The sequence below is a fragment of the Gottfriedia sp. NPDC057991 genome, assembly GCF_042886615.1.
Lineage (GTDB): Bacteria > Bacillota > Bacilli > Bacillales > Bacillaceae_G > Gottfriedia.
Map to the genome: position 1 here is coordinate 486,675 of NZ_JBHVQN010000004.1, position 25,397 is coordinate 512,071.

General features: G+C 35.3%; 21 protein-coding genes, 1 rRNA gene and 1 riboswitch. Of the genes, 1 reads left to right on the forward strand and 21 read right to left on the reverse strand.

From position 1 onward, the window contains the following. Positions 1-280 precede the first annotated feature (280 nt). The 6 genes from ACFVR2_RS16460 to pcrB all read right to left on the reverse strand — a co-directional run bounded on the left by ACFVR2_RS16460 (position 281) and on the right by pcrB (position 9,668). Positions 281-1,483: an FtsW/RodA/SpoVE family cell cycle protein gene (locus ACFVR2_RS16460; protein ID WP_387363803.1), complete on the reverse strand. Its 1,203-nt coding sequence runs from the start codon at positions 1,481-1,483 to the stop codon at positions 281-283. A 266-nt stretch (positions 1,484-1,749) separates the two neighbouring features. Next, positions 1,750-3,297 (reverse strand): L-glutamate gamma-semialdehyde dehydrogenase, encoded by a 1,548-nt coding sequence (gene pruA, locus ACFVR2_RS16465; RefSeq protein WP_387363806.1) that lies wholly within the window; start codon positions 3,295-3,297, stop codon positions 1,750-1,752. 201 nt (positions 3,298-3,498) lie between these two features. After that, the gene (locus tag ACFVR2_RS16470) at positions 3,499-4,701 is read right to left on the reverse strand and encodes a CamS family sex pheromone protein (protein WP_387363809.1); all 1,203 of its coding nucleotides are present in this window, start codon (positions 4,699-4,701) and stop codon (positions 3,499-3,501) included. Positions 4,702-4,775: 74 nt separating this feature from the next. Further along, positions 4,776-6,776, reverse strand: coding sequence for an NAD-dependent DNA ligase LigA (gene ligA / locus ACFVR2_RS16475; protein ID WP_387363812.1), 2,001 nt, complete (start codon positions 6,774-6,776; stop codon positions 4,776-4,778). A 16-nt stretch (positions 6,777-6,792) separates the two neighbouring features. Continuing rightward, the gene (gene pcrA, locus ACFVR2_RS16480; protein ID WP_387363815.1) at positions 6,793-8,970 is read right to left on the reverse strand and encodes a DNA helicase PcrA; all 2,178 of its coding nucleotides are present in this window, start codon (positions 8,968-8,970) and stop codon (positions 6,793-6,795) included. Further along, the gene (pcrB, locus tag ACFVR2_RS16485) at positions 8,970-9,668 is read right to left on the reverse strand and encodes a heptaprenylglyceryl phosphate synthase (RefSeq protein WP_387363818.1); all 699 of its coding nucleotides are present in this window, start codon (positions 9,666-9,668) and stop codon (positions 8,970-8,972) included. The genes pcrA and pcrB overlap by 1 nt, the downstream gene beginning before the upstream one ends. A gap of 221 nt (positions 9,669-9,889) precedes the next feature. Here pcrB and ACFVR2_RS16490 point away from each other — a divergent pair, with 221 nt between their 5' ends. Beyond that, the gene (locus ACFVR2_RS16490; protein WP_069032652.1) at positions 9,890-10,147 is read left to right on the forward strand and encodes a YgaP family membrane protein; all 258 of its coding nucleotides are present in this window, start codon (positions 9,890-9,892) and stop codon (positions 10,145-10,147) included. A 108-nt stretch (positions 10,148-10,255) separates the two neighbouring features. Here ACFVR2_RS16490 and purD read toward each other — a convergent pair whose 3' ends face one another. The 15 genes from purD to rrf form a co-directional block, all read right to left on the reverse strand. Continuing rightward, positions 10,256-11,521 (reverse strand): phosphoribosylamine--glycine ligase, encoded by a 1,266-nt coding sequence (gene purD / locus ACFVR2_RS16495; protein ID WP_387363822.1) that lies wholly within the window; start codon positions 11,519-11,521, stop codon positions 10,256-10,258. Between the two features lie 19 nt (positions 11,522-11,540). Then, complete coding sequence (purH, locus tag ACFVR2_RS16500) at positions 11,541-13,076, reverse strand: bifunctional phosphoribosylaminoimidazolecarboxamide formyltransferase/IMP cyclohydrolase (protein ID WP_387363825.1); 1,536 nt, start codon at positions 13,074-13,076, stop codon at positions 11,541-11,543. Positions 13,077-13,123: 47 nt separating this feature from the next. Next, on the reverse strand, positions 13,124-13,687 hold the full coding sequence (gene purN / locus ACFVR2_RS16505) for a phosphoribosylglycinamide formyltransferase (protein ID WP_387363828.1): 564 nt from the start codon (positions 13,685-13,687) through the stop codon (positions 13,124-13,126). Further along, positions 13,687-14,724: a phosphoribosylformylglycinamidine cyclo-ligase gene (gene purM, locus ACFVR2_RS16510; RefSeq protein ID WP_387363831.1), complete on the reverse strand. Its 1,038-nt coding sequence runs from the start codon at positions 14,722-14,724 to the stop codon at positions 13,687-13,689. Before purM ends, purN begins: the two co-directional genes overlap by 1 nt. Positions 14,725-14,802: 78 nt before the next feature. Further along, positions 14,803-16,215: an amidophosphoribosyltransferase gene (purF, locus tag ACFVR2_RS16515; RefSeq protein ID WP_387363834.1), complete on the reverse strand. Its 1,413-nt coding sequence runs from the start codon at positions 16,213-16,215 to the stop codon at positions 14,803-14,805. Continuing rightward, a complete protein-coding gene (purL, locus tag ACFVR2_RS16520) occupies positions 16,200-18,419 on the reverse strand; it encodes a phosphoribosylformylglycinamidine synthase subunit PurL (RefSeq protein ID WP_387363837.1) in 2,220 nt (739 codons plus the stop codon). Before purL ends, purF begins: the two co-directional genes overlap by 16 nt. Further along, positions 18,403-19,086 carry a phosphoribosylformylglycinamidine synthase subunit PurQ gene (gene purQ / locus ACFVR2_RS16525; protein WP_387363840.1) on the reverse strand — a complete coding sequence of 228 codons (684 nt, stop codon included), beginning with the start codon at positions 19,084-19,086 and terminating at the stop codon, positions 18,403-18,405. The genes purL and purQ overlap by 17 nt, the downstream gene beginning before the upstream one ends. Then, on the reverse strand, positions 19,083-19,337 hold the full coding sequence (purS, locus tag ACFVR2_RS16530; protein ID WP_069032645.1) for a phosphoribosylformylglycinamidine synthase subunit PurS: 255 nt from the start codon (positions 19,335-19,337) through the stop codon (positions 19,083-19,085). The genes purQ and purS overlap by 4 nt, the downstream gene beginning before the upstream one ends. Beyond that, complete coding sequence (gene purC / locus ACFVR2_RS16535; RefSeq protein ID WP_387363843.1) at positions 19,325-20,047, reverse strand: phosphoribosylaminoimidazolesuccinocarboxamide synthase; 723 nt, start codon at positions 20,045-20,047, stop codon at positions 19,325-19,327. Before purC ends, purS begins: the two co-directional genes overlap by 13 nt. 115 nt (positions 20,048-20,162) lie before the next feature. Continuing rightward, the gene (purB, locus tag ACFVR2_RS16540; RefSeq protein ID WP_387363846.1) at positions 20,163-21,458 is read right to left on the reverse strand and encodes an adenylosuccinate lyase; all 1,296 of its coding nucleotides are present in this window, start codon (positions 21,456-21,458) and stop codon (positions 20,163-20,165) included. Further along, positions 21,455-22,603, reverse strand: coding sequence for a 5-(carboxyamino)imidazole ribonucleotide synthase (purK, locus tag ACFVR2_RS16545; protein WP_387363849.1), 1,149 nt, complete (start codon positions 22,601-22,603; stop codon positions 21,455-21,457). The genes purB and purK overlap by 4 nt, the downstream gene beginning before the upstream one ends. Next, positions 22,600-23,085 (reverse strand): 5-(carboxyamino)imidazole ribonucleotide mutase, encoded by a 486-nt coding sequence (purE, locus tag ACFVR2_RS16550; protein ID WP_387363852.1) that lies wholly within the window; start codon positions 23,083-23,085, stop codon positions 22,600-22,602. Before purE ends, purK begins: the two co-directional genes overlap by 4 nt. Positions 23,086-23,218: 133 nt before the next feature. Then, positions 23,219-23,320: riboswitch (purine riboswitch) on the reverse strand. Positions 23,321-23,567: 247 nt separating this feature from the next. Continuing rightward, positions 23,568-23,750, reverse strand: a complete 183-nt coding sequence (locus ACFVR2_RS16555) for a hypothetical protein (protein ID WP_387363855.1) — start codon at positions 23,748-23,750, stop codon at positions 23,568-23,570. A 55-nt stretch (positions 23,751-23,805) separates the two neighbouring features. Further along, positions 23,806-24,903, reverse strand: a complete 1,098-nt coding sequence (locus ACFVR2_RS16560) for a PRK06851 family protein (RefSeq protein ID WP_387363857.1) — start codon at positions 24,901-24,903, stop codon at positions 23,806-23,808. 259 nt (positions 24,904-25,162) lie between these two features. After that, positions 25,163-25,278: ribosomal RNA gene (gene rrf, locus ACFVR2_RS16565) — 5S ribosomal RNA — on the reverse strand. Positions 25,279-25,397: the final 119 nt, after the last annotated feature.

The window sequence follows — 25,397 nt, forward strand, 5'->3', positions numbered from 1 at the left end:
ACACAATGAATTGTTCATATATAGAAAAATACAGCTATTACCTGTTTCCCGGAACTTAATACTTCCTATTTTTCTCTGTTCATTCAAGAAAAAAGAGGTTTTTAATAATATCACCTATTTATTTGTGGCAATAAAAAAGGATAGTTAATCCAAATTATAGTGACATCTTACTAGCTCTTAATTTAGAGTTATTATCGTATACAAAAGTTTTAAGATTATAATCGAGAATAAACCAATGGCTATGTATAGTAACACTCTCATTCTCTTTTCAAATATTTTGTTATCCATACTTCCCTCCCGACAAACTATGGAATATGTATCCATTATAAGAATTTCTAACTGATTGTGTTAATCCTATTAATACCATATTTGATAACAATGAACTTCCACCGTAACTTATAAATGGTAGTGTAATACCCGTTACAGGTAGCAAGCCTATTGTCATTCCTATATTCTGAAAGATTTGAAATGTTAATACAGATATCGTACCAACACAGATCATTGGGCCAAACAAATTATTGGTATTTTTTAAAGCATCCAATGCAATATTTATTAATCTACTTAGCAAAAGAAAAAACAAAGCTATGATTACTGCTCCTCCAATAAAACCAAACTCTTCGCCTATATTAGCAAAAATAAAATCAGTATGTTCTTCTGGAATATAAACAATTCCATTTAAGTACCCTTTTCCTGAAAATTGACCTGTACCAATTGCTAGTAATCCTTGTTTTGTTTGAAATCCGGCATCACTGTGTGCAAATGGATCTAACCATCCTTCAATTCTACTTCTCTGATGAGGCAATAATAAAGACAGTATTCTTTCTTCAAAATAATTCGGAAATTTAGTTAAGAGTACTAAAAATGCAATTATCATTAGTGAAGGAATTGATATTAAAAATAACAAAATTGATGTTTTAATCTTGGAGCACATTACGATGGAGAAAATAATGACTAGAAAAATCATGGTCATCCCAGTATCCGGTTGTTTAAGGACAATTAAGGAAGGTGGCAACGAAACAAGGAGTATTTTACATAACAAAATTAAGTCAGTTTTTATATTATTAATTTTAAATACCTTATTATGTTTATCTACCAAGGCACTAATACTTATAATTAAACTTATCTTCATGAATTCTGAAGGTTGTAGTGAACCAATAATCGGTAGCTGAAACCATGCTTTTGCCCCGTTGACTGGTCTCGCTATACTTTTAGGTGCAAAAATTAAAACGATTAAAAGTAAAATACAAATTCCATAAATAATCCAGTTTATCTTTTTGATTCGGTTAAGATCAATTTTCGCAATTAATATTGATATTGTAAGTCCAATTAAATAAAAAACACTTTGCCTTTCTACGAAACCTCCCTGATACTGACCACTTTTACTAGCTGAATAGATCGCAACAATACTAGTAAACATCAGACAAAAAATTAAAATTAGCATAATAAAGTCATAGGATTTAAAAAAATCTTTTTTAGGATTCATACTCAAAGTCCTCTAACATTCTTTACTTTTAATAAATTTCTTTTAACCATTATACTAATTGCTTAATTCCATTTACTACGGAACAAGTTGATGTTTCGAAAATCATTCGATTTTTAGACAAACTATGGACAAAAGTAACTTTAATCTATTAATTTATAATGCTAGGAATTGTATAGTAATACAAAGAAACCCCACAAAGAAATTAACTTCTCTGTGGGGTTACTTCTTATAAAGGATGTCAATAAAACAAACCTTTACTCTATTAATTAAAGCATTTCTGAAGTTGTTTTACCTTGCATGTGAAGAACTAGGTAGTCTGGTCCGCCTGCTTTTGAGTCAGTACCTGACATGTTGAATCCACCAAATGGTTGGTAACCAACGATTGCACCAGTACATCCACGGTTGAAGTATAAGTTACCAGCGTGGAAATCTTCACGTGCTTTTTCGATGTTTGCACGGTTGTTAGAGATTACAGCACCTGTTAAACCGTATTCAGTGTTGTTAGCAATTTCTAAAGCGTGATCAAAGTCGTTAGCTTTGCAGAATGCTACAACTGGTCCAAAGATTTCTTCTTTCATTAAACGAGCATCTTCTTTAACGTCAGCAACGATTGTTGGTTTGATGAACCAACCAGTAGAATCGTCTCCTTCTCCACCTGTTACTACACGGCCTTCTTCACGTCCGATTTGTACGTAGCTCATTACTTTATTGAAAGCAGCTTGGTCATTAACTGGACCCATGTAAGTTGAACGGTCTTCTGGGTTTCCAACAGTTAATTCGTTTGTTAATTCGATTGCACGAGCAAGAACTTGATCATACACATCTTGGTGAATTACTGCACGAGAACATGCTGAACATTTTTGACCAGAGAATCCGAATGCAGATGAAACGATTGATTTAGCAGCTAATTCTAAATCAGCTTCTTTATCAATTACCATTGTGTCTTTACCGCCCATTTCAGCGATAACACGTTTTAACCAGATTTGACCTGGGTTTACTTTTGCAGCGCGCTCATAAATACGGATACCTACTTCTTTAGAACCAGTAAAGCTGACGAAACGAGTGCGTGGGTGATCAACTAAGTAATCTCCAACTTCAGCACCACTACCTGGTACGAAGTTTACTACTCCTGCAGGTAATCCAGCTTCTTCTAATACTTCTAAGAATTTGTAAGCAACTACTGGAGTTGTACTTGCTGGTTTTAATAGAACAGTGTTACCTGTTACTACAGCAGCTACAGTTGTTCCAGCCATGATTGCGAATGGGAAGTTCCAAGGAGAGATTACAACGCCAACTCCTAATGGAATGTAGTTGAAACGGTTGTATTCACCAGGACGGCTTTCAACAGGAATTCCGTCTTTTAATTGTAACATTTGACGAGCATAGAACTCTAAGAAATCAATTGCTTCAGCTGTATCAGCATCTGCTTCATTCCAAGGTTTACCAGCTTCTTTAGTTAATAAAGCTGAGAATTCGTGTTTACGACGACGAATAATCGCAGCCGCACGGAATAAGATGTCAGCACGAACTTCAGGTTTAACTTTTTTCCATGTATTAAAAGTTGTATCAGCAATTTGCATAGCTTTTTCAGCTAAGTCACGGCTTGCTTTAGATACAGAACCAATAACTTCTTTATGATTTGAAGGATTTACAGATACGATCTGTTCTTCTGTAAAGATACGCTCTCCACCAATGATTAGTGGATACTTTTCACCTAAATAAGATGAAACTTTTGCTAATCCTTGATTGTATTGTTCTTGATTTTCCTCTAAGCCAAAGTTAGTAAATGGCTCATGTTTGTAAGGTATAACCATTGAATAAATCCCCCTTTAGTTTGAAAATAGCAATAACTGTAACCGTTTTTCTATCAGTCTTTTCAGTAAATTGCTAGTAGAATAACTACTGAATAAAAAACTCACATTTACATAATACAATATTCCTATATATTCTTCAAATATGAAACGCTTACAGATTCTTCCCTTAAATAAAAAAAAGGAAGAGTAGTCCTCTTCCTTTTAGTTATAAATATGCACACTTGGTTCCTTAGCATCTACTTCTTTTACGATGAGTGCTTCCTGTCCATTTGATGAGAATATATTCGTCTCAACCTTTAAGTATGAAGGGAAATGGTCCATCATAAGTCCCGCTACATATTGGGTAAAAGCTATGACTTCTGCCTTACCATAAAATTGCATAGGTATATCAATTTTTAGTTGTATTAATTCATTATCCTTATAAAAACCAGTGCCTACAACACCAGTATAATTCGGAAAATAATTTTCTATATCTGATTTAAAATTAACCATTTTCATTGCATCATCTCGGTAATCTGCAGTCGCAGCAGCTGAAGGGAATAAATAATACTTCTCATTTATTTTATCCCAATTACTAATCGAGAAGTCATTTCCAGAAACTGAAGTCATAGCAACATAGTTTCCAGGTACTACAGATGACTGGCTTTGCTGACGGAAAATAGCAAATGTGATTGGTATATCTTTAAATTCGTCCATTTTTCGCACTCGCGTCAAAATTTCTTGAGCAATCGCTTTACCTTGTTTAATCATTTCATCTTGAGGAATTTTAAGTTCTCTTGGGTAGCCATGTTCCTCTTGATAATAATAAACAGAGTTCATTGCTAAACCAATTGCTACTCCCTCAACTTTAACTTCTTTTCCGTTCTTTTTAAGATAATCCTGCTCTAAAATAGAATTTAAAAAGATCGGAGCTTGTTTAGCCTTTTGATCTTCAGTAAGATTTTTTGTGTCCGTTTGAATTGGATTCAATCCATCATTTGTAATCGAACTCGGTTTTAAATTTGCGTTCTTAAGTGCATCTTGTTTTTGTTTAAATTGTGAAGGAGTATACTTCCTTTTTAGCCAAGATTCCACTGTTTTTTTACTTAATAATTGTCCTTCTTGATACAAGTAATCTTTTGTTGAATATTGCTCTTGTACAATTCGCATTAAACCTAATTCAAATTCACTAATATCAAGTCTATTATCGATATTTGCAACGACAGCACCTCTTGTTTTACTCGGCTTAAATGGAAGTATTGTCTTGTAGTAATCATTTGAAATTGAATAACGGGGTATGATTGCGTCTTCCCCTTTTTTGTTATTGCTCTCTTGTACAACCTTATCTTCATTCTTTATTGATAATGAACAGCCAGATAAGATGAGCGAAAAACAACATAGGAGCATTCCTATACGTTTTTTCATCTAACTCACACCTTCTACTTATTAAGTGAACGAACTAATATCTCATTAATCCGCCCTCTAGTTGATTGATATAGTTATTGTGGTTGAAGCTCTTTAATCATTCTCTCTTCATCCCAAACTTCGATATTTAATTTACGTGCAGCATCTAATTTCGATCCAGCAGCCTCACCTGCAATGACTAAATCAGTACTCTTACTAACGCTTCCAGCTACTTTTGCTCCAAGTGCTTCTAATTGTTTCTTAGCCTCACTTCTAGTCATCTGTTCTAGCTTACCAGTTAATACTACTGTTTTACCAGCAAAAAGAGAATCCTTATTAATATTTTCTACTTGAATCCCTTTATATTCAGTATTTACTTCAACAGTTTTAAACGTTGAAATAAGTTCTTTTACTTCGTCTTGTGAAAAATAATCATTGATTGACTGGGCCATTTTAGAACCAATTTCATTAATTCCGGTAATTTCCTCAACCGATGCTTCCATGAGTCGATCAATTGTTTGGAAATGCTGTGCTAATGTTTTTGCTGCTTTAGCTCCAACATGACGAATACCTAAACCAAATAGTAATTTTTCAAGTGAATTTTCTTTAGAAGCTTGAATTGCATAAATTAATTTATCTGCTGACTTTTCTCCAAATCGTTCTAGCGATAATAATTGTTCTTTCGATAGAAGATAAAGATCTGTAAATGTCTTAATCAAATTAGCATCGAATAATTGCGATACTACTCTTTCGCCTAAACCATCGATATTCATTGCATCACGAGACGCAAAATGAATTAATCCTTCACGAATTTGAGATGGACAGAAAGGATTTACACAACGTAGTGCTACTTCACCTGCCACTCTTATTAACTCATGATCACACGAAGGGCAGTGAGTTGGCATTGCAAAAGGCTGTTCATCACCAGTACGACGATCTAATAGTACATTTACTACTTCAGGAATAATATCTCCAGCCTTGCGAATAACGACTGAGTCACCAATTCGAATGTCTTTTTCTTTAATTAAATCTTCATTATGAAGCGATGCACGTTTTACTACCGTTCCTGCAACACGAACAGGTTCCAAAATTGCAGTTGGTGTTACCACACCTGTACGTCCAACACTCAATTCGATATCTACTAATTTTGTTACAACCTCTTCAGCTGGGAACTTATATGCAATAGCCCATCTTGGTACTTTAGCTGTTGATCCTAACTTTTTCTGAGTACTGTATTCATCCACTTTTATAACAATTCCATCAATCTCATAAGGCAGCGATGGGCGTTTTTCTTTCCATTCCTCAACATACTCAATTACTTCTTCAATTGTATGGCATGTTTTGCGGAAAGTATTTGTTTTAAATCCAAGTTTATGAAGATAGTCTAAGGCTTCGCTATGCTTTTGAATTGAAAATTCTTCAGCTGTAGGGAATCCATAAACAAAGAACGATAAATCTCTCTTTGCAACAATTTTCGGGTCAAGTTGGCGTAATGAACCTGCCGCTGCATTTCTTGGATTTGCAAATAATTCTTCCCCATTCTTTTCACGCGTTTCATTAACCTTTTCGAAGCTAGCTTTTGGCATGAATGCTTCACCACGAGCTTCTATTGTAATTGGCTCAGAAAGTCTTAATGGAATTGCTTTAATCGTCTTTAAATTATGCGTAATATCTTCCCCAACTGTACCATCACCACGAGTTGCACCTTTTACAAACAATCCATTTTCATATTGAAGTGAAACGGCTAAACCGTCTATTTTAAGTTCACAAACATAAGATACTCCCGCTGAATCCTGTCTAATTCTTTGGTCGAAATCTCTTAAATCTCCTTCATTAAACGCATTTCCTAGACTTAACATTGGATGACTGTGAACGACTTTTTCGAATAAATCAATTGCCTGTCCACCTATACGTTGAGATGGAGAATCTGGTGTTAAAATAGTAGGATATTGTTCTTCTAATCCAATTAATTCATGTAATAGTGAGTCATACTCGGCATCTGGCACTGATGGCTGATCTAATACGTAATACTCATAGTTGTATTGATTTAATTTTGTTCTTAGTTCTTCAACTTTATCAATGATTTTTTGATCCAAGAGCTCTCCATCCCTTCTATGCTTTCGTAATTGGAGCAAATTTTGCTAATAAACGCTTAATACCAACAGGACTTGGGAATGCAATATCTAACTCCATTGCTTCGCCATCTCCTTTTACACTTACAACTGTACCAATGCCCCACTTACCATGAGAAGCTTTATCTCCAACTCGCCAACCAAGTGACTCGCCACCTGTTGTTTTCATTGCCACTGCTGGTCTTGAAACAACACGGCGTTCAGTTACTACTTTCTTATTTGCACGATCTAATAGTTCATCAGGAATTTCATTAATAAAGCGAGATTCTTGGTTTACACTAGTGCGACCATATAGTGTACGTGTTTGAGCATTTGTAATATATAAATCCTTTTCCGCACGTGTAATACCTACATATGCTAATCTTCTTTCTTCTTCCATTTCTTCTTCGTCCATTAAAGAACGGCTATGTGGGAAAATACCTTCTTCCAAACCGATTAGAAAGACTACCGGGAACTCTAACCCTTTTGCAGAGTGAAGCGTCATAAGTATAACCTCATCTGCTTGTGACTCTTCTTTATCCGCTTGATCGATATCAGAAACTAATGCTAAATCAGTTAAAAATGATACTAAACTTTTATCCTCACTGCTTTCTTCAAAAGCATTTGTAACTGTTAAAAACTCTTCAATATTTTCGATTCTAGAAGCAGATTCTATTGTATTTTCATCTTTTAATACTTGGATATAGCCTGTTTTATCAAGTATTTCTTCAACTAGTTCAGTTACTGATAAATAATCTAGCATCTGTTGCCAGTTTTTCGTCATAGCATGGAAATCTCCGACTGCTTTCGTGATTTTTCCACTTAATCCAACAAAATCAATTTGCTCTAAAGTATCAGATAAAGATAAGTCATTCATTATGCTATAGTTAATAATTTTATCTACAGACGCCGCGCCTACACCACGTTTTGGCACATTAATAATTCTTGAAAAACTGATCTCGTCATCTGGATTGGCAATAAATCTTAAGTAAGCAAGTATATCTTTAATCTCTTTACGATCATAGAACTTTACTCCGCCGACCATTTTATAAGGAATATTAGACTTAACTAAAACTTCCTCCATTGCACGTGATTGTGCATTCGTACGATATAGAATTGCAACATCACCATATTGACGAACGCCTTCTTTTTTCCACTCGGCTAGCTTACCGGCTACGAAATATCCTTCGTCTTGTTCAGAGGCAGCTCTAAAATAATGAATTGGAGTACCTTGTCCATTTTCTGTCCATAGCTTTTTCGCTTTACGATTTGAATTATTCGTGATAACTGCGTTAGCTGCATCAAGAATCGTTTGAGTCGAGCGATAGTTTTGTTCTAACAGAATAACTTGTGCTTTTTCGTAATCTTTTTCGAATGATAGAATATTAGAAATATCTGCTCCACGCCAGCGATAAATTGATTGGTCTGAATCACCTACAACACAAATATTTTTGAATTGCTCGGCAAGTAATTTTACAATTTTATATTGAGCATGGTTTGTATCTTGATACTCATCCACGTGAATATATTGAAATTTTCGTTGATAATATTGTAGTACTTCTGGAACACGTTCGAACAAATTAATTGTCATCATAATTAAATCATCGAAGTCTAAAGAATGATTTTTACGTAGTCGATCTTGATAAGATGCATAAATTTCTCCAACAACTTTTTCATATGGAGTAAAAGCATCTCTTGTATAATCTGCAGCAGTTTGTAGTTCGTTTTTTGCACTACTAATAGTTCCAAGAATACTACGTGGATCAAATTTCTTTGAATCTAAGTTTTTCTCTTTAAGGATATTTTTAATTACTGTTAATTGGTCAGTTGTATCTAATATAGAAAAGCTTCTATTGAAGCCAATACGATCAATATCTCTACGAAGGATACGTACACACATTGAGTGAAATGTTGAAACCCAAATATCTTCTGCATCTTTTCCAACTAGATTAAAAATACGCTCTTGCATCTCTCTAGCTGCTTTATTTGTAAATGTGATCGCAAGTATATTCCAAGGAGCAACACCTTTTTCACCTAATAAATACGCAATTCGATGTGTTAATACTCGAGTCTTACCTGAACCTGCTCCAGCCATAATTAATAAAGGACCATCAACCGTTTTAACGGCTTCTTTTTGCATTGGATTTAAACCTTGCAATAATTCTTCTGCTGTTTTCATTACTTAGTCGCTCCTTCTTTCACAGCTTTCACAGTAAGTAAAGCCTCTTGTATGTTCTCATATATAATGTTCCCAACAACAATTGTATCAGCAAATTGCTTCATCTCAATTGCTTGTTGAGTTGATGAAATTCCCCCACCATAGAATAATTTCGTATTGTTTAATACTTTTGATACATCTTCTACCACTTGTGGTGAACCATATGTGCCGCTATATTCTAAATAAAAAATCGGTAATTTTAATAATTGCTCAGAAACTTCCGCATAAGCTACAACATCTTCTACTGAAAGATCTGTCACTGCACTTGTCAGCTTTGCAGCCTTACAATCTTCATTTAATATACAATAACCTTCCATCACCAATTCTTCAGCATGAACTAAATGAGCGAATTCTTTCATTGCTTGTTGATGCATTCCAACAATCCACTTTGGATCATTACTATTTAAAACTGTCGGGATAAAATAAAAATCATACCCTGGAGTTACGGCTTCAAGATTTGACACCTCTAAAATACATGGTACTGCATAGCGTCTTATTCTAACTAGTAGAGATATCGTAGCATCTAACGTTACATCGTCCGTTCCACCAACTAAAATTGCATCCGTTCCTGACTCACAAATTTTTTCTAATTCATCATCAGAGATTTCTTTGTTTGGATCTAATTTAAATATGTGATTCCATTGTGAATAATCGTACATTTTGTCCTCCGGAATTGTTTTTTAACATTAATTTATCTATTTTATTAAGTACTTTTTATCAAAAATATAAATGTATTGTATCTTATTAAAAAGGAAAAGTAACCCTACATTCCCATTTTAAGTAATTAATACTAATTGTTTCCTATGATATTGAAACAATTAAAGGGAAAAATGGTAAAGAGTGATTTAGTCACTGATACTTATTATAAGGGGAGTTACTGTTGAGACCAAATATTAGCATTATAAATGCACTTATACGTATAACTGCTGGCTTAACAATTTTAGCTTATGGTACAGCCAAGCTTACACGCAGAAGATGTAGTAATTCTGTCATCATTTTGATCATAATCGGTGCCATGAAAGTTGCAGAGGGAGTATTACGTTTTTGCCCAATGACTGCTCTAGGTAAGAAATGTAAGATTATGGCAGATAAACACGACGAGGGAGATACATTCGAAGATTACATTCAACCTTCATAAAGTAGTTTATCAAAAATGGAGTAGATTGTATAGATAAAAATAGAACACTAGTTCTTATTTTAACGAGAAATAGGGTCGTCATTGATCATAAATGACGACCCTTTCTTACTAATTATTTACTTTAATTGCTTTATGCGCTATATCGTGGCGATAGAATAAGCCAGTTGATTGAATTGTATCAATTTGCTTATATACATTTTCGCAAGCTTCATTAATGGAGCTTCCTTTATGTGCAATAATTAATACTCTACCACCATTTGTAAGAAATTCATTATTTTCAAGTTTTGTACCTGCGTGGAAAACCATCGTTTCATTACTTACATTATTTAATCCAGTTATTACAGCACCTTTTTCAGGAACTTCAGGATATCCATTTGCAGCAAGTACAACACCGACAACAGCTTCCTCAGACCATTCTAAATGGATTTTTTCTTCATTCAATATTCCTAACAACACTTCAGCTAACTCACTCTCTAAACGAGGTAATACAACTTCAGTCTCTGGATCCCCAAATCTTGCATTAAACTCGATTACTTTAGGTCCTTGGCTTGTTAACATTAAACCTGCATATAGTATTCCAGTAAAATGTCTTCCTTCAGAAATCATTGCTTTTGCGACTGGTACTACTATTTCTTTTAAAGATTGTTCAACAACTGACTCTGAGATTTGTGGTACTGGCGAATACGCACCCATACCACCCGTATTAGGTCCTTTGTCTCCATCATAAGCACGTTTATGGTCTTGAGCGATTACCATAGGATAAACACTATTCCCGTTAACAAACGACATTAGCGAGAATTCTTCACCCTCTAAATATTCTTCAATTACTACAGATGCACTTGCATCGCCGTACTTTTCATCAAGAAGCATGTCATGAAGGCTGATGATTGCTTCTTCAATTGTCATCGCTACAACTACACCTTTACCAGCTGCTAATCCATCAGCTTTAATAACAATCGGTGCACCTACTTTTTCAACATATGCTTTTGCTTCTTCAAAATTAGTAAACGTTTCATAAGCCGCAGTTGGGATAGCATATTTTTTCATTAAATCCTTTGTAAAACTTTTACTTCCTTCAATAATTGCCGCTTCCTTAGTTGGACCAAAAATCTTTAAATTAGCAGCTCGAAAATCATTTACAATTCCGTTCATTAAAGGAACTTCAGGACCAACGATTGTTAAATCAATTTCTTCCATTTTTGCAAATGCAATAAGTGCTTCATGGTCACTTTCATCAATATTGACAAGTGTTGCAACATCAATCATTCCATCGTTTCCTGGAGCAACAAATACGTCTGTTACATTCTCCGATTGATTTACCTTCCAAGCAATTGTATGCTCACGGCCTCCGCGACCAATGACTAATACTTTCATCTTGTCATCTCCTTATTTCTTAATGTTTAAAGTGACGAACCCCTGTAAAGACCATTGCAATTCCATATTCATCAGCTTTTTTAATTGAATCTTCATCTTTGATTGATCCGCCTGGTTGAATAATTGCTGTAATACCAGCTTTAGCCGCTGCTTCTACTGTATCATTCATAGGGAAAAATGCATCTGAAGCTAACGCCGCGCCATTTGATTTTTCGCCAGCTTGTTCAATCGCAATTTTTGCAGCTCCAACGCGATTCATTTGACCTGCACCAACACCGATTGTCATATGATCTTTTGCTAAAACAATCGCATTTGATTTAACATGCTTTACAACTTTCCAACCTAATTTTAAATTCTCCCACTCTTCTTCAGTCGGTTGACGTTTTGTAGGGACTGTAATTGTTGCATCATCTAATCCAAATGTATCCATGTCTTGACGTAATAAGCCACCATGAACTGTTGTTAATTTAGGTGCAAACGTAGGCTTAGTTTCTAAGTCCACTGTTAATAAACGTAAGTTCTTTTTACTAGTTAAGATTTCTAAAGCCTCTTCACTGTATGAAGGAGCGATAATAATTTCTAAGAATAATTCATGCATCTTCTTAGCTGTTGTAGCATCAACTTCACGGTTTGTCGCAATAATTCCTCCAAAAATTGAAACTGGATCAGCAGTATAAGCACGATCATAAGCTTCTTCAATTGTAGTGCCTTCGCCTACTCCACAAGGATTCATGTGTTTTACAGCGACAACAGCTGGATTAGAGAATTCGCGAACAATATTTAATGCTTCATTTGCGTCATTAATATTGTTATAAGAAAGCTCTTTACCATGTAATTGCTCTGCATAAGCAATTGATGAAACTGTTGGCATTGGAGCACGATAGAATGTCGCTTTTTGGTGAGGATTTTCACCATATCGTAAAGATTGTTTTAATTCGTAAGTAACAGTATAGCTTTCCGGATTTTCTTCTCCTACTTGCTCTGTTAAATAATTAGAAATTAATGAATCATAAGCTGCAGTATGACGGAAAACTTTAGCAGCTAATCGACGGTTCGTATCAATAGAAACCGTATTATTTTCAGCTAACTCAGCTAAAATTACTTCATAATCTGTTGGGTCTACCACTACAGATACAAACTCATGATTTTTAGCTGCTGAACGAAGCATTGTAGGACCACCGATATCGATATTTTCAATTGCATCTTCAAATGTAACATCGGGCTTCATGATTGTTTCTTTAAACGGATATAAATTTACACAAACTAAATCAATTGGCTGAATACCTAACTCGTTCATTTGACGCATATGTTCTTCATTTGAACGAACGCCTAGTAAACCTCCGTGAATTGAAGGATGCAATGTTTTTACACGACCATCCATAATTTCTGGAAAGTTAGTTACTTCTGAAATACCAATTACATTTAATCCAGCATCTTTTAATAAATTAAAAGTTCCACCTGTTGAAATAACTTCAAAATCATGTTTAATTAATCCACTTACAAATTCAATAATCCCTTGTTTATCTGAAACGCTAACTAAAGCTCGTTTTTTCATGATACATTCCCCTATCTAATCGATTTCATGCTCTATATCTAATCTAGTTAACTAAACAATTTTTTTAGTGTTTGCACATATAAAACATGCTCGACACTATGAACCTTCTGCTCAAGAGACTCCTTAGAATCCCCCTTTTCAATCAGAATTTCTTCTTGCGCAATAATTGGACCAGTATCCATTCCTTCATCGACATAATGAACCGTTACTCCAGTCGATTCGACACCAGCTAGGAGAGCTTGACCAATTGCGTCTTTTCCAGGAAATAATGGTAGAAATGAAGGATGAATATTTACAATTTTCCCGGGAAATGAGTCTAAAATTGTCGAACCAATCAATCGCATATAGCCAGCTAATACAATAAATTCGACATTTAACTCTTTAAGATGGGCAATAATCTCACCTTCATATTGCTCTTTTGATTCATAGTTTTTCGCTGAAAATATAAATGATGGAATATTTGCTTGCTTTGCTCGTTCGATACAAAATGCATTGGGACGATCACAAACAAGTAATTTCACTTCAGCATTTACTTCTCCGTTTAGAGTTGCATCAAGAATGGCTTGAAAGTTGCTGCCATTTCCTGAAGCAAATACGGCAATCTTCTTCATTACAGAGAACCTCCGCCAAAGGTAACACCTTCACCTGCTTTTGTTCTTCCGATAATAAATACTTTTTCTCCGTCTTCTTCTAATAGTTTAATAGTGTCATGTAAGTTCTCTTCACTAATCGCAAGAACCATACCAATACCCATATTAAAAATATTAAACATTTCTTCGCGCTTCAATTCACCAATCTCTTCTAATAGATCAAAGATTGGTTGGATTGGCCATGAACCATAATCAATTTCTGCACCGATTCCTTCTGGAAGCATTCTAGGGATATTTTCAATAAACCCACCACCAGTAATATGTGCCATACCTTTTACTTCAAACTTTTTCAGGACATTTAAGATTGGTTTTACATAAATTTTAGTTGGGCGTAGTAATTCTTCGCCTAAAGTATGACCTAATTTATCAATGTGTTGATCAAGCGTTAAGCCACCTTTTTCTAATAAAACCTTACGAACTAGAGAATATCCATTACTATGGATTCCGTTTGATGAGATTCCTAATAAGATATCTCCTTCTTTAATGTTTTGACCTGTTACAAGCTTCGACTTGTCAGCAATTCCTACTGCAAAACCAGCAACGTCATATTCATCTTCTGGATACATACCAGGCATTTCTGCAGTTTCTCCTCCGACTAAAGCGCAGCCTGCTTGAACGCAACCATCAGATACACCTTTTACAATTTGCTCAATTCGTTCAGGTACAGCCTTTCCAACTGCTAAGTAATCTAGGAAAAATAAAGGCTCCGCTCCTTGAACCACAATATCATTCACACACATCGCGACTGCATCAATGCCAATCGTATCATGACGGTCCATTTGGAAAGCTAATTTTAATTTTGTTCCTACTCCATCTGTCCCTGATACAAGAACTGGTTCTTTAAGATTGAATTTGGAAAGGTCAAACATTCCTCCAAATCCGCCTAATCCACCAAGAACTTCTTGACGCATTGTTTTTTGAACGTGTTTCTTCATTCTGTTCACTGCTTCATAGCCAGCTTCGATATCTACTCCAGCTTGTTTATATGCATTCGCCATGTGATGATTTCCCCTTTCAGTTCCTTATGAATAGATTCAATTGAAAAGAGGCGGCGACTGCTCACCGCTTCTATTTTTTTAATTATGAGAATGTACTAATTCATTTTCATCATAGATTACTGTTGGATACTTACCTGTAAAGCAAGCAGTACATTGACCTCTATTTGGTCCCTCATGATTTCTACCAATAGCATTTAGTAATCCTTCTAGACTAATAAATTCTAATGTATCTGCACCAATTTCTTCGCATATTTCTTCTATTGTATTAGTTGCAGCAATTAACTCTTCTCTAGTAGAAGTGTCAATACCGTAATAGCATGGATTTTTCAATGGTGGTGCGCCAATACGAACATGAACTTCACTTGCACCTGCATCACGTAACATTTGTACGATTCGGCGGCTTGTAGTTCCACGAACGATTGAATCATCTACCATTACTACACGTTTCCCTTCAACGATTGAACGAACTGGAGAAAGTTTCATCTTAACCCCTTGCTCTCTAAGTTCTTGAGAAGGTTGAATAAATGTGCGACCTACATAGCGATTTTTAATCAATCCAAGTTCATATGGAATGCCAGACTCTTCTGCATAACCAACTGCTGCAGAAATACTTGAATCAGGAACACCAATTACTACGTCTGCTTCAACTGGAGCTTCTTTAGCTAATACACGCCCCATATTTTTACGTGCAGCATGAACATTGATATTATCAATATTGCTATCAGGACGAGAGAAATAAATATATTCCATACTACAAATAGTGTGATTAACTGAAGAAGTAAACTGATCAGTTTCGACTCCATTATCTGAAATAATAAGTAATTCTCCCGGATTAATATCTCGAATATATTTCGCTCCGACTACATCGAAAGCACAAGTCTCTGAAGCTACAACATAAGCGTCACCTAGTTTAGCTAATGCCAACGGTCTAAAACCATTTGGATCTAGAGCTACATACATTGCATCTTTAGTTAGAACTAAGTAAGCGAAAGCTCCTTTGATCATATTTAAAGATGCTTTAATGCTATCTTTTATTGGAGCAGAGCCATTACGTTTAATTAAATGAGCAAGTACTTCAGTATCAGAAGTAGTTTGAAAAATACTACCTTGCATCTCTAAGTCTTTACGTAATCTTGAAGCATTTACTAAATTACCGTTATGGGCAAGAGCAATGCTTCCAGTATGCGATTGGAATAATAGAGGCTGAACATTTTCATAACCGCCTCCGCCTGCAGTTGCATAACGAACATGACCAATAGCAGCATTGCCGTGTAAATCATTTAATTGACCTTTACTGAAAACTTCTGTTATTAAGCCAAGTCCCTTTGCACCTTCAAGTTCATTCCCATTCGTTACAACAATTCCAGCTCCTTCTTGGCCTCTGTGTTGTAAGCTATGAAGACCATAGTAGGAGATTTGGGCAGCATCAGTATGCCCCCAAATTCCAAATATTCCACACTCTTCGTTTAGTCCTTTTATTTCAGCAAGCATGGGATCGCCTCTTTCCAAGCTTGTTTCAGTTCCTCCACTGAAGCATGAAGAACTGTTTCATTGTTTTCATTACGAACTGTTACTGATGTTTCTTCTGTAACTGTACCGATTAACTTTGCATCTACTAATGCTTCGAATTGTTCTTTATGTTCAGGTTTAACTGAAAGTAAGAAACGTGATTGAGTTTCGCTAAATAATGAAACAACCTCATTTCCTTCGATCGTAATAGTTGCACCAACTTCTGACGGGCCAAATGTGCTTTCTGCAATCGCTACAGCTAAACCACCCTCAGAAATATCGTGTGCTGAAGCAACTACACCTGCTTGAATAGCAGCAAGAATTTGCTCTTGGCGACTAAATTCAACAGCTAAATCAATACTTGGTGCTTTACCAAAGATTTTGCCATTTAATAATTTTTGAAGCTCACTTCCACCGAATTCAGCTTCTGCTCCGCCGATTACATAAATTAAATCGCTAGCAGTTTTAAAGTTTTGAGTCGTGATATGCTCGACATCTTCAATTAGACCTACCATACCAACTACAGGAGTTGGGTAAACTGCTTCACCATTTGTTTCGTTATATAATGATACGTTACCACCGATTACTGGAGTACTTAATACATTACAAGCTTCACTCATACCATCTGTTGCTTTTTCTAACTGCCAGAAAATCTCAGGTTTTTCAGGATTTCCGAAGTTTAAGCAATCTGTAATTGCAAGAGGACGAGCTCCTGAACAAATTACATTACGTGCTGCTTCTGCTACTGCAATTTTCCCACCAACTTCAGGATCTAAATATAAGTAGCGTGCATTACAGTCAGTTGTCATTGCTAGTGCTTTTTTTGTATCACGAATTCTGATCACTGCAGCATCAGAACCTGGTGCAACTACTGTATTTGTACGAACCATATAATCATACTGACCGTAAACCCACTCTTTACTTGCGATTGTAGGTTGAGAAAGTAATTGTTTTAACGTTTCTTTTGAATCATTAATTTCTGGAATATAGTTTTCCATCGCTTGGAACTCACCATAATATGCAGGTTCAGTTGATGGTTTATGATATACCGGAGCTTCTTCAGCAAGAGCATCTACAGGTAATTCAGCTACAACCTCACCTTTATGAAGTAAGCGAAGCATCTTATCATCCGTAACACGGCCTACAGATACAGCATGTAGATCATACTTTTCAAATAAGTCTACGATTTCTTGCTCTCTACCTTTTTCTACAACTAGTAACATACGTTCTTGAGATTCTGATAGCATCATTTCGTAAGCTGTCATACCAGCTTCACGTTGTGGAACTAAATCAAGATTCATCTCAATTCCCATTCCTGCTTTTGAAGCCATCTCAGCAGATGAAGATGTTAATCCAGCTGCACCCATATCTTGAATACCAACAAGTGCGTCATTTTGAACAACTTCTAAACATGCTTCAAGTAATAACTTCTCCATAAATGGATCGCCTACTTGTACCGCTGGGCGTTTCTCATCAGATGCATCAGATAACTCTTCAGAAGCAAAAGTTGCACCATGAATTCCATCACGACCAGTTGCAGCACCAACGTACATTACTGTATTTCCAGCACCATGCGCTTGACCTTTTTTAATATCTTTATGATTGATTAATCCAACACACATTGCATTTACTAAAGGATTGCCTTCGTAACATGGATCGAAATTTACTTCTCCACCAACTGTTGGAATACCAATACAGTTTCCATATCCAGCAATTCCTGCAACAACTTCTTCAAATAAATATTTAACTCTTGGAGTTTCTAATTCACCAAATCGTAATGAATTTAGAAGTGCAACAGGACGTGCTCCCATTGAAAATACATCACGAATAATTCCACCTACACCAGTTGCAGCACCTTGGTATGGTTCAATTGCAGAAGGGTGATTATGGCTTTCGATTTTAAATACTACAGCTTGCTCATCGCCAATATCAACAATACCTGCTCCTTCACCTGGTCCTTGTAAAACATGCTCACCGCTTATTGGGAATTTACGTAATAACGGTTTAGAGTTTTTATAACTACAATGTTCAGACCACATTACTGAGAATAATCCAAGCTCTGTATAGTTCGGATTGCGACCAATAATTGATTTGACTAATTGAAACTCTTCATCAGTTAAGCCCATAGTGGCATAAATTCTATCATTTTCAATTTGAATTGGATTTGGCTCAAGAAGTAACGACATGGTTTTCCCTCCAGTTTCTTACAATCGAACGAAATAGTTGAAGTCCGTCTGCTGAGCCTAATAATGCATCAACTGCACGCTCAGGGTGTGGCATCATTCCTAATACATTTCCTTTTTCATTAACAATTCCTGCGATATCATCTAAACTACCATTCGGATTATTTTGATAACGGAAAATTATCTGATTATTATTTTTAAGTGATTCGTACGTTTCTTGATCGCAATAGTAATTTCCTTCACCATGTGCGATTGGTACTGTAATTACTTGACCTTTTTCATAACCAGTTGAAAACATTGATTCATTGTTTTCAACAACTAGCTCAACAGGCTTACACATAAATTTTAATTTCTCATTACGTCTAAGAGTACCTGGTAGTAGACCTGCTTCAGTTAGGATTTGGAATCCATTACACACGCCAAATACTGGTTTACCTTCAGCAGCAGCTTTCTTCACGGCATCCATTACGTTTGCAAAGCCTGCAATTGCGCCAGAGCGTAAGTAATCTCCATATGAGAAGCCACCTGGTAATAAGATACCATCAAATTCATCTAAATTCGTTGAATCATGCCATACGTATTCTACTTCTTCGCCTAACTCATCTTTGATTGCATGATACATATCAACATCACAATTTGAGCCCGGGAACACAATTACTGCAAACTTCACTGTGCGACTACCTCCTCTACCTCATAACGGTAATCTTCAATTACGATGTTTGCTAATAACTTTTCACACATTTCTTTTACAGTAGTATCTAAATCTGCAACATTTTTATCAATCAATAATTCCATATATTTACCGATACGAACATCTTGAACTTCGCTAAAATTCATGCTATGAAGTGCATTTTTAACTGCATTTCCTTGTGGATCTAAAACACTTTCTCTTAATGTAACGAATACTCTTACTTTGAACATGATAATCCCCCTAAGCGTTTTAAAATTTCTTCGTATCCATCTGTTAAGTTACCTAAATCTCTACGGAATACATCTTTATCAAATTTCGCGTTTGTATCTTTATCCCATAATCGGCAAGTATCTGGTGAAATCTCATCTGCTAACAAAATTGTTCCATCATTTAATTTGCCAAACTCTAATTTAAAATCGACTAATCGAACATTACATGAATTAAACTGTTCTACTAGTACATCATTAACACGGAGAGCAATCTCTTTAATTGTTTCAAGATCTTCAGTTGTTGCTAGTTTAAGTGCAGCGATATGATCTTCATTAATAATTGGATCACCTAAATCATCACGTTTGTAATAAAACTCAATGATTGGCTTTTCTAACTTAACACCTTCATCTAATCCCATACGTTTCGATAAGCTACCAGCAACGATATTTCTAACAACTACTTCAATTGGTACAATTGTTACTCGTTTTACAAGTTGTTCAAGTTCTGATGTTTTTTCTACGAAATGAGATGCAATACCTGATTCCATTAACTTTGAAAATAGTAAACTAGTAATTGCATTATTCAAACGACCTTTACCTGCAATCTCTGCTTTCTTTTCGCCGTTAAATGCAGTTGCTGAATCTTTGTACTCAACTCTTACAATTTCAGGATTCTCAGTTGAGAAAATTCTTTTTGCTTTTCCCTCATACAACATTACTTGCTCTGCCATGCTAACAATGCCTCCCATATCCTCATTTAAACACCCAATAGAATTTATGCTTTATCTGTTATTTGAATTGTTTGGCTAAGAATTTTTTTCTCTTATCTTAGCCAAACAATATTTATTAATTTAATCCTAAGCGTTCAAAAATTGTATCAACTTGACTTAAGTGGTAGCTGTAGTCAAAGCAATCATTAATTTCTTCTTGAGATAATAAAGAAGTAATTTTATTCTCTGCTTCTACAAGCTCTTTAAATTGTACTTGAGTTTCCCAAGCTTCCATTGCTTTTGGTTGAACAGTGTCATAAGCCTCTTCACGAGACATTCCTTTTTCAATTAAAGCAAGTAGTACACGTTGAGAATAAATTAATCCGTAAGTACGGTCCATGTTACGTTTCATATTCTCAGGGAATACAGTAAGGTTTTTAACAATATTTCCAAATCGATTTAACATGTAATTTAAAAGTATTGTTGCATCCGGTAAGATGATTCTTTCTGCAGATGAATGTGAGATATCTCTTTCATGCCAAAGTGATACATTTTCATAAGCTGTAACCATATGACCTCTAATTACACGAGCTAAACCTGTCATGTTTTCAGATCCAATTGGATTACGTTTATGTGGCATTGCAGAAGAGCCTTTTTGACCTTTTGCAAAGAATTCTTCAACTTCACGTGTTTCACTTTTTTGTAATCCACGTACTTCAGTTGCAAACTTCTCAATTGAAGTAGCAATTAAAGATAATGTTGCCATGTAGTGAGCATGACGATCACGTTGTAATGTTTGAGTTGAAATTGGAGCTGCTTGAATTCCTAACTTTTCACAAACATATTCTTCAACAAATGGAGGAATATTTGCGTATGTTCCAACAGCACCTGAGATTTTACCTACTCGAACTGTTTCAATCGCATTCTTAAATCGCTCTAAGTTACGTTTCATTTCTTCTGTCCATAATGCAAGTTTTAGTCCAAAAGTAGTTGGCTCTGCATGTACACCGTGAGTACGTCCCATCATTACTGTGTACTTATGTTCTTTAGCTTTCGTTTCAAGAATTCCAATGAAATTCTCTAAATCTTTTAATAAGATATCATTTGCCTGGTGTAGTAAGTATGAAAGTGCCGTGTCTACTACATCAGTTGATGTTAAGCCATAATGTACCCATTTACGTTCGTCACCTAATGTTTCAGAAACTGCACGAGTAAATGCAACTACGTCATGACGTGTTTCTTTTTCAATTTCATAAATTCGGTTTATATCGAAAGAAGCTTTTTCGCGTAACACTTTTACGTCTTCTTTAGGAATATCTCCTAATTCAGCCCATGCTTCACATGCTAAGATTTCAACTTCTAACCAAGCTTTAAATTTGTTTTCTTCTGTCCAAATTGCTGCCATTTCTGGGCGTGAATAACGTTCAATCATATTTTTACCTCCACCGGGTTTTGTTTCCAAATCCCTAACTCTTGTACTTTTTGCATCGCTAGTTCTGTTGATGCTGCCATTATATTAATATGTCCCATTTTACGGCCTTTTTTGCTTTCTTCTTTACCATAAAGATGGACATTTAATGTACTATCATTTTGCATTACTTTCAATACTTCTTCAACATGTTCACCTAATATATTCACCATTACAACTGGTTTTAGTAATTCCGTATTCCCTAATGGTAAATTACAAACCGCTCGAATATGCTGTTTAAACTGTGATGTTTCAACTGCCTCCATCGTATAGTGTCCTGTATTATGTGGACGCGGAGCTAATTCATTAATATAAACCTGCTCATCTTCTGTTACAAATAACTCAATTGCTAAAACACCTACAAGATGAAATGAGCTAGCTACTTTTTTTGCATAGTTCTCTGCTGTTTCTATTACTAATTTTGAGGTATTTGCCGGTACAGATGAAGTATGCAGAATTTGATTTATATGAACATTCTCTGCTATTGGAAACGTACTTACCTCTCCATTACTATTTCTTGCGACAATTATTGACAATTCTTTTTCAAAAGGAACCCAGCCCTCAAGAATACATTGCTGTTTTTTAACAAGTTCTAACGCTTCAACAAAGTCTTCTTCAGATCTTAAAACAACTTGCCCTTTTCCATCATAACCACCTGTTGTCGTTTTCAAAACAGCTGGTAAACCTATTTTCGTAACAGCTTCAGAAAATTGCTCTTCATTTTCTACTAGTCGAAATGGAGCAACCTTTATGCCTAAATTTTGAATAGCAGTTTTTTCAGTTAATCTATTTCTTGTTAGTTTTAACAACTCACTACCTTGAGGTAAATAAGAATGTTCATCTAAATACTCAAGTGCGTTTACATCAATATTTTCAAATTCATATGTTATAACATCACTTACTTTCGCAAGCTGTTTAATTGCTTCTATATTAGAATACTCAGCCGTAATCTCTATATCAGATACTTGCCCACAAGGCGAGTTTGGAGTAGGATCTAAAACAGCTATTTTATAGCCCATCTCTTTCGCTGAGAGCGCCATCATTCTTCCAAGTTGGCCTCCCCCGATGATCCCTATTGTTTGTCCTGGTAGAATTACTTTGCTATTCATAGTGATTCACTGCTTTCTAGAACTTGTTTAGTAGTGTTTTCACGACGAGTTTCTAATGCTAAATAAACTTCTTGATCTTGGATACTTAATACTTGAGCTGCAAGTAAGCCTGCATTCGTCGCACCTGCTTTACCAATTGCAACAGTTGCGACAGGTACTCCACCTGGCATTTGTACAATTGATAATAATGAATCTAATCCATTTAAAGCTTTTGATTGTACTGGTACACCAATTACTGGAAGTGTCGTTTTTGCTGCTACCATTCCTGGTAAGTGAGCAGCCCCGCCTGCACCTGCAATAATTACTTTAATACCACGTTCTCTAGCTGATTCTGCATACTCAAACATTAAATCTGGTGTACGATGTGCCGAAACAACTCGTTTCTCATAGCTTATATTTAGCTCTTCTAACACATCACAAGCATTTTTCATTGTTTCCCAATCACTTGTACTCCCCATAATGACACCAACTACCGGTTTCATCTGCTTATCCCCCAAGTTTATTCGCTATTTTTTTATGTTTATCATAAATTTTAAACAAAAAACGCCTAAATAGAATTATCCCTCTATGGTGAGGAAAGATAATCTACTTAGGCGTATACTTAAATACGTACACGTGTGATTAACTTCCCCTCATAGTCCAGTAATTTAAGGTTACTAGGTAGAAACTTTTGGGCCATATTCCCAAACTTATATGAGGTTTGCTAAATTTCCTATCTCTATAGTATCAATTTATCATATTTATTTCAATAAAATATGAATGATTTTATAAAAAAATATTTTAATGTTCGTGTTTTACTCAGTTTTTCACATTCTATGATGTCTATTTTAATTAAATTACTAATAGCTACTGTTATTTTTTTATTTCTTATTTGGATTTCATAGTATCGAAAAATTAAAGAAAAACAAAAAAGCTATCTATCCCTATAATAAATGGGTAAGATAGCTTTTTCAATTCTTGACTTTTATTGAAGAACCGTTACTTTAGTCGGAGTTGATGTTACTTTGAACCCATCTTTTGTTGTAACATCAGCAGAGATATAATATGTGCCGTTTGGTAGATCTGCTTTTGGGAACCATTTTATGTGTATTTCTTTTTCATTTTTATTTTCAAATGTATCAACTATATTTCCATTTACATCTATCACAATGAACTTCCAATCTACCCTGTTTCGAGCATTCTCTTACTCCAAAATAAAAAAGTTAATTCTTTATAATACTTTCAATTTCTTCTATTAGTTCACTCTGGATTTTATCAACTTTTGCAAAGTCCATAGATCCAATATAGATCGCTTCTAATTCGTCTCTAAAAACTTTAGCTTCTGCCAGATAAGATATTGCTTCTTTCATTTTATCTTTATATGAATTCGTTGTTCTTTCGATTTCAGTAGCGTATTTCTCATCTGTTCCCGGCGTAATGCATCTTTCGTACATATCAATAATCTCATCATTTTCACGATCAGGAAAATATTCATGTGGTGCCGTACTGTCAAAAATCGCAATTCCTTTTTCCGGAATAATTACCATATCAAGACTGTTTGGATCAAATCCACAATGATAAATCTCTACATCAAATCCTCTTTCTTCTCCTGCAGCCGCTATTTTCTTTAACATTGTTGATTTGCCGGAACCAGCTCTACCTTTAATAAAATAGCGTTTTTCAATTTCTTCTGTTAAATTTTGAATATAATCAACCGCACCACTTGGAGTTGCTGCACCTAAAAATCTATGTTTTACTTTCGAGTCTTTCTCAGTATTACTGTCATTGCCATAAAATAGCGTTATCATTTCGTCAGTCAGTTTATTAGCTTCTAAAAAGTCCATATTAGAGATATAAATTTCTTCAATCTCATCATGAGCCCTTAACGAAGCCGCAAATGTGTCATATGCCGTTTGAAACTTCTTAGAAATTTCATCATTTAGTGATAGTATTGCTTCCTTGTGTACGGATAATTTCTTAGAATCCCAAGCAACACCTAAATTCACATATTCCTCAATAACCCCTGGAGCTTTTGGTTCAATTACATGTGGTGCTGTACCGTCTACTATACCTATTTGAAATTTCGGGATAATTAAGCCATCAACTGAATTGGTATCTGAAGAACAATGTAAATATTCAATATCGATTCCCTTATTTACAATCATTTCTCCAATTGTTTTCATTAATGTTGATTTCCCAGTACCTGGACCACCTTTTAGAATGAATAGTTTATCTAAATCCTCTAAAGCTGAGTCATAGAGATTATAAAACCCTTTTGCAGTATTACCCCCTGCATAATAATTGAGTATTTTTCCTCTCATCTTTTTCCCTCCATTCAATCTAAGTTATGTAGATTTATAATTAAGGGTGTTTGCCCAGCATTAATATTATTGTTTACTTTATTAATTTTTAGCAAAAGTAAAGTAACTTATTAATTTTTTATCCGAACATGTTAATAATTCTGAAGCTTGTCTTTTAGACTTTACATATTTTCTCCCCATATATAAAGTCATGATAAGAACTGACATTTCCAAATTTGAACACAAAAAAACATCAGCCTAATAGCTGATGTTTTTGGTTACCAGGCGACGTTCTACTCTCACAGGGGGAAACCCCCAACTACCATCGACGCAAAAGAGCTTAACTGCCGTGTTCGGTATGGGAACGGGTGTGACCTCTTTGCCATAATCACCTGATATATAGAGTTGTACTTCGTACCCTCAAAACTAGATAATGTCATGATCAAACTTGTTAGTTAAGTCCTCGACCGATTAGTATCAGTCAGCTCCACGTGTCACCACGCTTCCACCTCTGA